Genomic DNA, 12,852 nt, shown 5'->3' with positions numbered 1-12,852 from the left:
GCGGCGCATTAAAAGTGCGCTCCATGACGAGATCCAATTCCCCTACCGTCGTAGTCATTCCATTGTTTGGCTTGCTTCCCATTTCGTTTTCCTCCAATAGTGTATTTTGCGCTAGCGATTGAATCCGGCTCTCCTTTCCTTGAAGCTCATGGAGAAAGTCGTCTAAGTCGTCGAATCTTTGCCCCGCGACTCGGCCGAAGGTCTTCAGCCAGACGTCCAATTCCATGAACGGCTCGGGCCGCAGCGAGTATATTCTCCGATTGGCGATCGGAAACGCCTCGACGAGTCCGGCTTCGCTTAGCACGCGTAGATGTTTCGATACTTGCGATTGCCCAAGCCCCAATCGATCGGCGATTTCTCCCGCCGTAAGGGGGCCATCTCGCAAGAGCTCGACAATAAGAAAGCGGTTTGGCTCGGCTAGAGCGCTCCAAGTCGAATTCATGCTTTGAATATACCCTTTATGGAATATTCTTGTCAAGGAATATTTAATGCGTGTTATGCGTTTTGTACTTTTTATCCTTTAACGTATCGTTCAGAAACATATGGGGGGGCATATTGCGTCTACAATAATAAGGGAGCTGGCAATAGCCATGAATAAGCTTACATTGACATCGTTTGTGCTGTTCTTTCTCCTTCCGAAAAAAGTCTTAAACGCTTATGCAAAAGGTAGTGGAGTAGCAATACAAAGGGAGGAGCATGGGATTACCGTGAAGAAACTCATTAGTCATTTTGCTCCTTATTCTTGATGCGGTAGTCGATGTTCGGAGACGGAGAAGGCGACGTACAACCGAGTAATTCTCTCTCCCGCCGACGTTTCCCGCCGAGTTACTCGTCCAAACCATGTAATTCTCCTCGCGGCCGACGTTTCCCGCCGAGTTACTCGTCCAAACCGTGTAATTCTCCTCGCGGCCGATGATTTCCCACCGAGTTACCCGTCCAAACCGTTTAATTCCCTCTCCCGCCGGCTTTTCCCGCCGAGTTACTCGTCTAAACCGTGTAATTCTCCTCGCGGCCGACGTTTCCCGCCGAGTTACTCGTCCAAACCGTCTAATTCCCTCTCCCGCCGGCTTTTCCGACCGAGTTACCCGTCCAAACCGTCTAATTCCCTCTCCCGCCGGCTTTTCCGACCGAGTTACCCGTCCAAACCGTGTAATTCTCTCTCCCGCCGGCTTTTCCGACCGAGTTACCCGTCCAAACCGTGTAATTCTCTCTCCCGCCGGCTTTTCCGACCGAGTTACCCGCCCAAACCGTCTAATTCTCCTCGCAGCTGACGTTTCCCGCCGAGTTACCCGTCCAAACCGTCTAATTCTCTCTCCCGCCGACGTTGCGATCTGAGCGAGGTCCGGCTTACCTTCGCGGACGTTCCGGCCAACGCCTAAATCGAGTTGCAGGCGCAAAATAAGCTGAAACAATCGCTAACCTCGGAATTGATCATGGAAATCGACATTAAGGTGGGATTCGACTCTCCGACCTCTTTCGGAAGATTCTTCAAACGCGAGACCAACGTTACGCCTCAAGAATACAGAGGCGACGAATAGCCGTATCCAATTATTCAAAATTTTGTTGCTTCCGATCGTCCTTTTCGCTACTAATAATAGATATAATAATCAAGGAGCGAAAAGCAGAACGACGGAAAGAAGAGTGAGTCCCATTTTGTCGGATTTGGATATTCGATTATTTCAATTCATTAACGATAACGCCAACGGAAACACTCCGCTTGGCCACGCCTTCATCCGAGCCGCCGATTGGGGAGACTGGTTTTTCGCCCTTAGCCTCGTATTGCTATTATTCCGAAATCGGAAAATGGCTCTATACGGAATGGCGGCCGCGGCCCTCACCGTTAGCGTCAGCAGGCAGATCGGCAAGCTCTACTGGCGCGATCGGCCTTTCGCCGAGTTGGAGGAAGTCAACCAATTATTGATCCATATCGAAAGCAACGGTTTCCCTAGCGACCATGCCGCGGCCGCGGCGGCCATTTCCGTCATGCTGTTGCGATTCTCCCGGCCGATCGGAGCCATATTCATCGGCGCGGCGGCAATCGTCGGATTTTCCCGCATCTGGGTCGGCGTCCACTACCCCGGCGATGTTCTCGTCGGCTTCGCCATCGGCATAACGTGCGCATGCGTCTTGTTCGCGGTTCTTGAGCGCCTGAGATTATACGAGCTCGTCGTTGGTAAACTGCGTGCTTTCGCGGAGCGCGATTCCAAGTCGCATTCCCCTTCGCGCGGAGGCAAATCGACTTAATCCAGCACAAAAAACAGGGCTGTCTCAAAAGGTCACTTGATGACCTTTTGAGACAGCCCTTTTGCATCGAGCAATCAGATGGCGGTACGATTTGTCTTGAAGTCGATTTATCTACTCACTCTAGTTCTGCTTCGGAAAGCCGGCGGCTTCGGCGACGAACTTCTCGGCGCTTCAACCTTAACCGCGGCGGGAACGCCCGTCATCGGATAAGGATGGTTCTCCACGAGAGGGATCTTCTTCTTGATGACTTTCTCGATATCCCTCAAATACGGCAGCTCCTCGGTTTCGCAGAAAGAGATTGCGATGCCGCTATGACCCGCTCTGCCGGTACGGCCGATGCGGTGAACGTAGGTTTCCGAAATATTGGGAAGGTTGAAGTTGATGACGTGGGACAGCTCGTCGATATCGATTCCCCGCGCCGCGATGTCCGTTGCTACCATTACGCGCGTCGTGCCGTTCTTGAAGTTGCTCAAAGCGGCCTGGCGGGCATTCTGCGATTTGTTGCCGTGAATGGCTTGGGCGGATATATTCGCTTTCGCGAGTCCGCGCACGACGCGATCCGCTCCGTGTTTGGTACGGGTAAATACCAGCGCCGAGACGATCGTTTTGTCTTGCAGCAAATGCACCAGCAGGTTCTGCTTGTTGTCCTTGTCCACTTTGTAAACGGATTGCTCGATGCGATCGACCGTCGAAGACACGGGAGTTATCTCTACTTTCACCGGATTGACAAGAAGCGTCTTCACCAGCGTGGCGATTTCCTGAGGCATGGTGGCCGAGAAGAACAGCGTTTGTCTTTGAGTCGGCATTTTCGCGATGATTTTTTTTACGTCGTTGATGAAGCCCATATCCAGCATTCTGTCCGCCTCGTCGAGCACGAGCACTTGGATATTGCGAAGCTGGATTAAATTTTGGTTCAATAAATCCATGAGCCGACCGGGAGTCGCGATTACGATATCCGCTCCGCGAGCGAGCGCGCGTTCTTGCTCCCGCTGCGATACGCCGCCGACGATGGCCACGCAACGCAATTCCGTGAATCGGCTATAAGCCTTCACGTTTTCGTCGATCTGAAGCGCGAGCTCCCTCGTCGGAGTTAGGATTAACGAACGGATAGGGCGATTCGAGCCTTGTTTGCCCTTTTCGCTTAACAGTTGGATGATCGGCAAAGCGAACGCCGCCGTCTTGCCCGTTCCGGTTTGGGCGCAGCCCAGTAAGTCCCTGCCAGCCAACACGGCCGGAATAGACTGTTCCTGAATCGGCGTCGGAGCCGTGTAGTTTTCCATGCTCAGAGCTTTAAGAATGGAAGGGATGAGTTTTAAGTCGTTAAATGTCATTGGTTCTCCTGTCTTGGTACGCGTATTTACCTGTACAACACCTTGTCCACGTTGTATTTGGATTTGAATTCGTTGATGATATACGTTTCGTATATTTCCCGGTGAACGGGATCTTCCACGATGCAAACTTCGATTTTCGAGACTTCGTTCCTATGATTTTTCATGTCGGAAACGGAATCCTCGAAATGCTTCTTTATTCTCGGTCGTAACTTCCTCGCTTTGCCAACGAACAATAGCTCTCCGCTATCGTTGTAAAACATAAAAATTCCGCCCACTTCCCTGGAGATCAGGTGGAATTCGGTAAAGCCGTTAATATGGCTTTCCTTGGGCGACGCTTGCTTATAGATGGTCACGTCGGGCGTCGGAACGGTAATTTGGATCACGAATTTTCTTCCTCTCTTTATCTTTTAAACGCAGAGCCCTTCTTGCCGACCCTACGACAAATAGCGCCTTTGCTATCGATCTCCGCTACTTCATTTAGACTTACGATAGCACGCGCTAGCCGGGAAAACAAATGGGATTTATTAATCGGTGCTTCCACAGATGTTAAATCGCCTTCCGTTAAGCTAGATTATTCCTTCATTCGCAGCTCCCGATCATGAATCATACAAAGCAAAGAGGCTGTCCGCAAGCGAATGCGGAACAGCCTCTCCTTACATGAAAGCGGATCACTTGAAAGCCGTCAGCCAGCTTGCGTTCACTTCGAACATCTCGTCGACGAGCGCCTTGATCGTGTCGATCGGCAGTTCCGCGGAAGTATGCGGATCGAGCAGGGCCGCATAATAGATCGGCTCCCGTTTGCCGGTCAAAGCCGCTTCCACGGCTAGCAATTGCATGTTGATATTCGTCCGGTTGAGCGCGGCAAGCTGCTGAGGGAGCGCGCCGAACCGGGTCGGCGTGATGCCGTCGGCGTCGACGAGGCAGGATACCTCTACGCAAGCTTCCTCTGGCAAGTTCGAGATCAATCCGCCCGTGTTCAGCACGTTGCCGGCGATCTTGTACGGAATGTTCGTCTCCATGGCCTCCATAATATACGAAGCGTATTCGTGAGTCCGGGTGTGGGTCAGATTGGAATCGTTGACTAAGCCGTCCATGACCTTGTCCCAATAATCCTTGTTGCTGCTTCCCCACCCTTTGTAATTCTCGGTAGGAATATTATACTTCTCCAGCAGCTCCGGATAAGCGTTCTTAATGAAGTACGGTACGTATTCAGCTCCGTGCATGCTAGATTCGGTCACGTAGTACCCGAACGTATTCATGATTTCGTAGCGCACCATATCGTCGTGAGGACCGGGGCGAGCCGCCGCGCGTCGTTTGATTTCCGGGTAAAGATCGACTCCGTTGCGGGTAATATCCAGCAGCCACGCTTGGTGGTTGATGCCGGCGATTTTCCAACGGACGTCATCCGATTCCATTCCGAGTCCTTCGAGAAGCTCCTTCGCGCACACCTGAACGCTGTGGCACAGTCCGACGGTTTTGACTCCGGTACCTCTAAGCATCGCGCCTGTCAATATCGCCATCGGGTTCGTGTAGTTCAAGAACCAGGCATCCGGACAAAGCTCTTCGATATCTCTTGCGAAGTCGAACATCGCCCCGACCGTTCTCAGTCCCCGGAATAAGCCGCCCACCCCGAGCGTATCGGCATACGTTTGCTTCAAACCGTATTTCCGAGGAATCTCGTGATCCCCTCGAATCCAAGGCTCATGCGCTCCGGAAGTAATCGCGTTGACGACGTAAGTCGCTCCCTTAAGAGCTTCCCTACGGTCGGCATACGCCACAATGGTCGCTTTTCCTCCGTTGTTGCGATTGAGGGTTTGCAGCATTTTCTCCGATTCCTTCAGCCTCGCCAGATCGATGTCGTGAAGGGCGATGTGAGCCTCGGCAAGCGCGGGCGTCATCATGCAATCCCCCAGTACGTTTTTGGCGAAAATCGTGCTTCCCGCCCCGATGAATGCGATTTTTAGCATCGTTTCTCTCTACTCCTTTTATCGTTCGTATGAATAAATGCTCTAGCTTGTCGGTCTAGCCCTTGACGCTTCCCATGACGATTCCCTCGGCAAAATACTTCTGAAGGAACGGGTACACGAGCAGTACGGGTAACATGGCCACGAATACTTGCGCCGCCTTCGAGGTGCGATCCGATATTTCCGACCATCTGGCCATTTCGGCCGCGGAGATAAGCGACATGTCCCGGTTGACGATGACGGTCTGCAGATAGCTTTGCAACGGATAATTATCCGGGCTGTTCATGAGAATAAGTCCCTCGAACCACGAGTTCCAATGGGTCACTATACAGAATAAGGTTAAGGTCGCTATCGCCGGCGCGGATAGGGGCACGGCGATTTTCCAGAGCGCCTGCCACCGCCCGGCACCGTCGATCAGAGCCGCTTCCTCGATTTCTTCCGGGATCGTCTTGAAGAAGTTCAATAACAGGATCACGTTGAATACGGGTACGGCTCCCGGAAGGATCAAAGCCCAGAAGGAATCGATGATTCCGGTCGATTTAATGGTCATGTACCATGGAATCAGACCGCCGCTAAACAAAATCGTGACGACGAAATACCATGCGTAAGCGTTGCGAAAACGAAAATCCTTCCGTTCCCGCGATAACGGGTAAGCGACGAGTATCGTAAGCAGCATATTGACGGGCACGCCGATAGCGACTCTCTCCAAGGAGATGAGGAAGGCCTTGGCGAACTCCGGCTTGCCGAGCACGAATTCGTACGATTTCAGGTTAAAGCCGATGGGCCATAGTTTAACCTCCCCGGCGCCGACCGCCGAGCTCGCGCTGAGAGAGATCGCGAGCACGTTGACGAGCGGGAATATGCAAACCGCCGCTATGGCCGCCAAGAACAAATAGTTAATCACGACGAATGCGCGTCTGCCTTTCGAAGCGTTTTTTATCATAGGTCAACCCACTTTTCGTTAGAAAATCCGGTAGTTCGTCAGCCGGTAGGCAAGCAGATAGGATAAGCCAACCATAACGAAGGAAACGACCGACTTGAACAATCCGACCGCCGTAGCGACTCCGTAATTGGCGTTCTCTACCCCGATCCGGTACACGAGCGTATCGATGATGTCTCCCGACGAGTACACTTGGGCGCTATAAAGGTTGAAAACCTGCTCGAAGCCCGCGTTGAGAACGTTGCCGAGACTTAAGATCGACATCAGCATGATCATCGGAAGCAGGCTCGGCAGCGTGACGTTCCACGTTTGCCGGATTCTGCCCGCCCCGTCGATCGACGCGGCCTCGTACAAGGCCGGATTGATGCCGGCCAGCGCGGCAAGGTACACGATCGTACCGTAGCCGAACTCCTTCCAGACGTCGGAGATGACGAGCGTGAAAGGGAACCAGTCCGGATCTCCAAGAAAGTAAACCGACGGTATGCCCAAAGACCCGAGCGCGGCGTTGACGATACCCGTCGAAGGCGATAAAATATCGATCAGAATTCCGCTGAGTATAACCCATGACAGAAAGTGCGGAAAATAAATGATCGTCTGCACGCTTCGCTTGAACAGCCGGTTGCGGGCTTCGTTCAGCATTAGCGCGAAGGTGACCGGCACGACGATGCCCAAGGCCATCTTCATCGCCGCGATAAAGACGGTATTCCATAGGACGCCTCCAATGCCGGGCAGTTGGAGCATGTACTCGAAGTTCTTCCATCCGACCCAAGGGGACAGGAACATCCCCTTGGACGGCGAAAGCTTCTCGAAAGCCATCACGATGCCGGCCATCGGAAAATAACTATAGACGAGCACCAGCAGAAAGCCGGGTAAAATCATCAAGTGGAAAGGCAGCTCCCGGATTGTCCTGCGCCTCATGTCAACACCGCCTTTTCCTTGCCGGCAAGCGGATGTCCCTTATTGGGCCGCTTGCCATTCATTCACTTCGTCTGTAATCGTTTTGCCGCCCAGATCGCTCCACTGCGTTACGAACTTATTGAATTCGTCGATGGAGCCGCTCATGATGATGCGGGTGAACGTCTCGAGCTGCAGCTTCTGCAACGTTGCTTTGTTGTCCGTCATCCCTTGCGTCGGGGCACCGAAGTAAGCGTCGTCGACTAGATTGCCGTTAGCGGTATAACCTTGGAGAACCGATAGCGAGCCTTCCGGTCCATACATTCTTTCGTTACCCCACATTTTGACGTCTCCGCCGCGATAGGCAACGATATTATCGTAATACAGCTTCTCCTCCGCGTTCAAAGGAGACGGATCGTTCGCTTCCAAAGCTTTGACGACGTTCAGATGGGCATCGAGATTTTTGCGCGGCGCTTCCCCGTAGAGAAGGGCATAACCAAAGGTCGCGATTCCGTTCTTATCGACGTTGTAGACGTCCGGTTGCGCAGTCGCGCCCCAAAGCTTCTCGTAATCGAAGTTAAGCAGCTTGATTGCGGCTTCCGGATGCTCCGCGCCTTTCTTGACGACGTAATAAGTGCTGATCGCGAACGGAACTTGCGCTTTCGCGGGTGTTGCGTCGGCCGTAGGCAACGGCAGAGGTTTCCACTCCATAGTCGGATCGGCGTTCTTGCCGTCCTGCTGCCAGCCGATGTTCCAGAAGTAACCGTAGTACATGCCTAGCTTGCCGGCGTTCGCGGATTCGCTAACTTTGGTGGCGTCCTTCGTGCCGAATTCCTTATCCAGCAATCCGTCTTTGTACATATCCTGCAGCTTCTGAAGCGCCGTCTTCGTTTCCGGCAGGACGCTTCCGTTGACGAGCTTGCCCGATGCGTCCTTCACCCATGTGTTCGGGTAAGCATGATATCCGTTAAAGAAACCGTCCATGGCGGCATAGAAGCCGAAAATGTCTTTATTGATGCCTAGGCCGTAAGTGTCCGGTTTGCCGTTTCCGTCAGGATCTCCCGTAACGAACGATTTTGCGGTGTTCACTACGTCGTCCATCGTCTTCGGCTCGGACAAGCCCAGCTTCTTGAGCCAATCCGTCCGTACCCATAACACGTGAGTCTGACCGATTCCCGAGCTCATGTTCGGCAGGGCGTACAGCTTACCGTCGAACGTGGCCGACTTGATCGCGTTGCCGCCATCCTCGCCCATGATTTTCTTGGTCAGCTCCGAGCCGTATTGCTCGTACAGCGATGTCAAATCTTCCAATTGGTCGTCTTCGACCAGCCTCTTCAGCTGCGCGGCGTTAACCGGCGTAATATCCGGCAAATCGTTCGAAGCGATGGAAATGTTCAGCTTCTGGTCGTATTGAGCCGCGGGAGTCGTCCAATCGTATTTCAGCTTGATGCCGAGCTCGCTTTCGTAAGCGCGGGACCAAACGTTATTATCGATCGCTTCTCCTTCGTTGAATTTCATTCCTTCCGTGATCGATCGAACGGCTGAAACTTCGATCGGAGGCGAATAAGCGCCTAGCGGATCCGCGGGTGCGGAGGAGGACGATGCGCTTGGACTCCCGCTTGCCGAAGCGGATTCGGCTGGAGAGGATGCGGTGCTCGAGGCGTTATTCTCTTCGTTTCCGCCGGAGCAAGCCGCTAGCGTCATTACAAGAACGGATGACAGCAGCAAAGCGATTCCTTTTTTGGTTTTCATATTGTCGGACATCCCCTTATCCTAATTGTCACTTCACTTGCAAATTAAGTATAGCAAGCGCTTGCACGGCTCCGTGAGCGGTTGATTTCCCGGAATGCTGCCGCTAATATTCGAGGAAAACCGCCCGTTCGCAATCATCGTCCCCCCGATTGAAGAAAATAACCCCACCTATACTCCGAAACACTCGCCGACTAACCCAATACTCTCGCTAAGAGTGGCTATTTCCTCGAATGTAGCTCGAACACTTAGAATACCCGCGCCAAGAGCGGCTATTTCCTCGAATGAACCTCGAACACTCAGAATACCCGCGCCAGGAGCGGCTATTTCCTCGAATGTGGCTTAGATACTTGAAATACCCGCGCCAGGAGCGGCTATTTCCACGAATGTACCTCTAACCACCGGAATACCCGCGTCAGGAGCGGCTATTTCCACGAACGTACCTCGAACACTCAGAATACCCGCGCCAAGAGCTATTTCCACGAATGTACCTCTAACCACCGGAATACCCGCGTCAGGAGCGGCTATTTCCACGAATGTACCTCGAACACTCAGAATACCCACGCCAGGAGCGGCTATTTCCTCAAATGTGGCTTAGATACTTGAAATACCCACGCCAGGAGCGGCTATTTCCTCGAATGTACCTCAAACACTCAGAATACCCGCGCCAAGAGCGGCTATTTCCACGAAAGTACCTCTAACACTCAAAATACCCGCGCCAAGAGCGGCTATTTCGCAACCAATACTCTATTGCCACTTGTGAGCGAATAGCGATCCTGGTCCGCTATCCCGGCCGTTCCCGCTCCCGCACTTACTCTAACTCGCCAGCCAAATAACCAAAAACGGAAGCGGAGCGGCATCGACCGCAAACCGCTTCCGGGAAAGTTAGATAGAATTTCAATTGCATTCCTTATGCCGCTGCCTGTATTCGCTCGGCAGAAAGCCCGTCTGCTCCTTGAACAGCTTGCTGAAATGGCGCTGGTCCGCGAACCCGCACCTCTCGGCGATCCAATAGACGGGGTGGTTCGTCGATTCCAGCAGATCGCGCGCCGCGTATACGCTGGTTGCCTGCAGAAAGTGGCTGAACGTCATTCGGGTAATGTCGCGAAAGCTCGTGCTGAAGTAGCTCTTGCTTAAATTGACCGATCGGCTTATTTCCTCTTGCTTTCCTTGCGTACCCGGTTGCTCCGCAATCCGGTCAACCGCCTTAAGGATCGAACGGATCACGTCCTCCGAATAAGCCGATTTCCGCAACCAAGCTCCCACTTCGACGCGGATAGCGTGCAGCCATCTTTCCGCCGCCCCCGCGGATACCGGAGATGAGGCAACCGTATCCCAATTGAATGCCGGGAAGCTCCGCCGCCACCGCTCCATCGCATCCTGCAGCACGGAAACGATATCTCCGGCCGATTCACCCGCGGACGCAGCCAGCACTCCGACTAACTCTCCGAACAGCTCGTCGTCCACGATCCACAACACGCCCGCCGCCGCATCGGCTAGCCTGCGCAGACCCGGCACCCCTGCGACGGATTCAGTCTTAGCGTCCCCCATGTTCCCGTTCCGGTTAACAGCCTTCACGATGCGTTCCAGCGTCTTGTCGAGATCTAGCTCCTCCAACTGCGTCTTAACGATATAGTCGATCGCCCCGAGCCGGAGCGCCTCTTGAATAAATTCGAAATCCTGATGGCAGGTCAGAATGACGACCTTAAGCGACGGATCGAGCTCCTGAGCTTGCTTAGTCAGTTCGATTCCGGACATTCCCGGCATCGTGATATCCGTCATCAGAAGCTGGACGGGGTGACTTCGCAGAAACTCCATCGCTTTCTCTCCGGTTGCCGTCTCCCCGGCAATCTCGATCCCGTATTTTTCCCACGGAAACAAGAGCCTTAACCCCTTGCGCACCAAGCTTTCGTCATCCACGATCAGAGCCTGTATCAAGCGCCTCAGCTCCTTCCAAAGTATCGGGAAGCCTGATCGATATCGTCGTCCCCAGTCCGATTCCGCTTTCCACGGTTAACTCCGACTTCGAGCCGTAGTATACCGTCAGCATCTTTTTCACGTACCGCAGACCGATTCCGAGTCCCGATTTCCGCAGTCTTTCGTCATCGTCTTCGAATAGTTCCTTCTGCTTTTCTTCCGGCATCCCCCTGCCGTTGTCCTTTACCCGCAATAGAATGGCGCTCTTTTCCTTCGTGATGGACACTTCGATAGCGCCTCCTTCATCCTCGTCGAACCCGTGGTACAAAGCGTTCTCTACCAACGGCTGCAAAATGAAGCGAGGAATAAGCACGTCTTGCGCCTCCGGCTCCACGTTCAGAGCGACATTAAACGAATGGTCGTAGCGAATGTTCTGAAGATCGATATAGTCGCGAACGGCATCCACTTCCTCGCGAACGGTAACGATAATATTCTTCTTGCCGAGATTATAATGCAGAACGCGGGTAAAAATCGACACCAATCTCGCGATGTTGGCCTGTCCTTGGATTCGCGCCAGCCACTGGATCGTATTCAAAGTGTTGTGAAGAAAATGCGGGTTGATCTGCACGAGCAGCTTCTCGACCTCCAGCTGTCCCCTCCGCTTCTCCTTGTCTTCCACGTCCGTGATCAGTTCGGAGATACGGTGGCTCATCTGGCCGAAATTATCCAATATTCGATCGAATTCCGTGAGCCCGGTAGCCGGAACGTCGGATAGAGGCTGTTGGTTACTGAATCTCCTGATCTCCCGGTTAATGATCCGTATCGGACGGTACACCATTCGCCATATGAGCCATGCGAAGCCGATTCCAAGCGCCAACGACAAAGAAGCGAGCAGCATGAACTGCGTAAACCATTTGTTCATCTCGCGGTCGTAATCGGCATTCGGGATCAGCTGGTACAACGTCCAACCATGGTCGCCTTGCGCTCGGAACGTCTGGTAAGCCGAGTTCGTTTCGGCGAAATCTTCCCCGATGCGAGCTTCGCTCTCGAGATTGCTGTAGGCCACCTTACCGTCCGGGCCCGTCAGCACGTGATAAACGGAGTAGCTCGCACCCCCAGCCGAACGAGACTTCCCCCCCGGAGCGAACATCGCTTCCAAGCCGACGGCCTTCGTCTCGATATAGGCGTAGAGCGGCTGTCCTTTCCCATACTCCAGCTTGCGAAGCAGCGCGAACACGGGCTCGTTTTTGTTGTCCCCGTTCAGCGACGGATAGGGGCCGTAATATACGAATGCCTTTTGCTTGTAAAAAATTTTCATGGAGTCGGGAACGAACGGAAACTTCGCGTCCGTATTCGGAAACAACACGGGTTCCTCGCGCCCCGGCGCATAATAGAGCATAACCCCGAGATTCGGGTTCGAAAAATTTACGTTTGCCATCGATTGGGAAATATTGCGATATAAGATCGAACGTTCGTAAGGAGTACCGCTCGATATGAATTGAACGACGTCGCGCCCGATGCCCCCTTCGACATCCAGAAGCTGGGACACCCTTGCCAGTTCGTCCAACTTACGATCCAGCTCGTCCCTTTCGAACAATGTCCTATCTAACCAATCCTGTTGTATTTTCTCCGTTTGCACGATGTAAATCCAACGATAGGAAATGTATCCCGTCAGCAGAAGCGGAATCACGGTGGCTACGGTCAGTATTAACGCTAGCCTGCTTTTTAGAGATTGCGGGGAAAACATACGATAAAGCGCATTCATAATGCCGATGCCTCCTGCGTACGGATTGACGGTCAAGCGTTCTTCCTA

Annotated in this window: 11 protein-coding genes and 1 pseudogene; 2 read left to right on the top strand and 10 right to left on the bottom strand. The window is 53.1% G+C overall.

Going from position 1 to position 12,852, the window contains the following annotated elements; genetic code table 11:
- Positions 1 to 130: 130 nt before the first annotated feature.
- Positions 131 to 442: pseudogene (locus tag DFP95_RS29240) on the bottom strand (ArsR/SmtB family transcription factor); the annotation flags it as partial.
- Positions 443 to 1,385: 943 nt separating this feature from the next.
- On the opposite strand from DFP95_RS29240, the gene DFP95_RS29785 reads away from it, so the two are divergent.
- Both DFP95_RS29785 and DFP95_RS05685 read left to right on the top strand, forming a co-directional pair.
- Complete coding sequence (locus tag DFP95_RS29785; protein WP_115991611.1) at positions 1,386 to 1,538, top strand: helix-turn-helix domain-containing protein; 153 nt, start codon at positions 1,386 to 1,388, stop codon at positions 1,536 to 1,538.
- 115 nt (positions 1,539 to 1,653) lie between these two features.
- Positions 1,654 to 2,244, top strand: a complete 591-nt coding sequence (locus DFP95_RS05685; protein ID WP_181907278.1) for a phosphatase PAP2 family protein — start codon at positions 1,654 to 1,656, stop codon at positions 2,242 to 2,244.
- Between the two features lie 107 nt (positions 2,245 to 2,351).
- On the opposite strand, the gene DFP95_RS05680 is transcribed toward DFP95_RS05685, so the two are convergent.
- The 9 genes from DFP95_RS05680 to DFP95_RS05640 all read right to left on the bottom strand — a co-directional run bounded on the left by DFP95_RS05680 (position 2,352) and on the right by DFP95_RS05640 (position 12,804).
- Positions 2,352 to 3,575: a DEAD/DEAH box helicase gene (locus tag DFP95_RS05680; RefSeq protein ID WP_115991609.1), complete on the bottom strand. Its 1,224-nt coding sequence runs from the start codon at positions 3,573 to 3,575 to the stop codon at positions 2,352 to 2,354.
- A 26-nt stretch (positions 3,576 to 3,601) separates the two neighbouring features.
- Entirely contained in the window at positions 3,602 to 3,958 is a 357-nt protein-coding gene (locus tag DFP95_RS05675) for a nucleotide excision repair endonuclease (protein ID WP_115991608.1), read from the bottom strand.
- Positions 3,959 to 4,243: 285 nt separating this feature from the next.
- On the bottom strand, positions 4,244 to 5,542 hold the full coding sequence (gene melA, locus DFP95_RS05670; RefSeq protein ID WP_115991607.1) for an alpha-glucosidase/alpha-galactosidase: 1,299 nt from the start codon (positions 5,540 to 5,542) through the stop codon (positions 4,244 to 4,246).
- Between the two features lie 55 nt (positions 5,543 to 5,597).
- On the bottom strand, positions 5,598 to 6,482 hold the full coding sequence (locus DFP95_RS05665) for a carbohydrate ABC transporter permease (RefSeq protein ID WP_115991606.1): 885 nt from the start codon (positions 6,480 to 6,482) through the stop codon (positions 5,598 to 5,600).
- Positions 6,483 to 6,500: 18 nt separating this feature from the next.
- Positions 6,501 to 7,397: an ABC transporter permease gene (locus DFP95_RS05660; RefSeq protein ID WP_115991605.1), complete on the bottom strand. Its 897-nt coding sequence runs from the start codon at positions 7,395 to 7,397 to the stop codon at positions 6,501 to 6,503.
- A gap of 39 nt (positions 7,398 to 7,436) precedes the next feature.
- Positions 7,437 to 9,125, bottom strand: coding sequence for an extracellular solute-binding protein (locus DFP95_RS05655; RefSeq protein ID WP_220376329.1), 1,689 nt, complete (start codon positions 9,123 to 9,125; stop codon positions 7,437 to 7,439).
- A 339-nt stretch (positions 9,126 to 9,464) separates the two neighbouring features.
- Positions 9,465 to 9,656 (bottom strand): hypothetical protein, encoded by a 192-nt coding sequence (locus tag DFP95_RS05650; protein WP_115991603.1) that lies wholly within the window; start codon positions 9,654 to 9,656, stop codon positions 9,465 to 9,467.
- 363 nt (positions 9,657 to 10,019) lie between these two features.
- Positions 10,020 to 11,060: a response regulator gene (locus tag DFP95_RS05645; protein ID WP_115991602.1), complete on the bottom strand. Its 1,041-nt coding sequence runs from the start codon at positions 11,058 to 11,060 to the stop codon at positions 10,020 to 10,022.
- Complete coding sequence (locus tag DFP95_RS05640; RefSeq protein ID WP_115991601.1) at positions 11,035 to 12,804, bottom strand: sensor histidine kinase; 1,770 nt, start codon at positions 12,802 to 12,804, stop codon at positions 11,035 to 11,037. Before DFP95_RS05640 ends, DFP95_RS05645 begins: the two co-directional genes overlap by 26 nt.
- Positions 12,805 to 12,852: the final 48 nt, after the last annotated feature.

The sequence above is a fragment of the Cohnella lupini genome (genome assembly GCF_003386205.1).
Classification (GTDB): Bacteria; Bacillota; Bacilli; order Paenibacillales; family Paenibacillaceae; genus Cohnella; species Cohnella lupini.
This window is presented reverse-complemented; position numbering and strand designations above follow the sequence as displayed.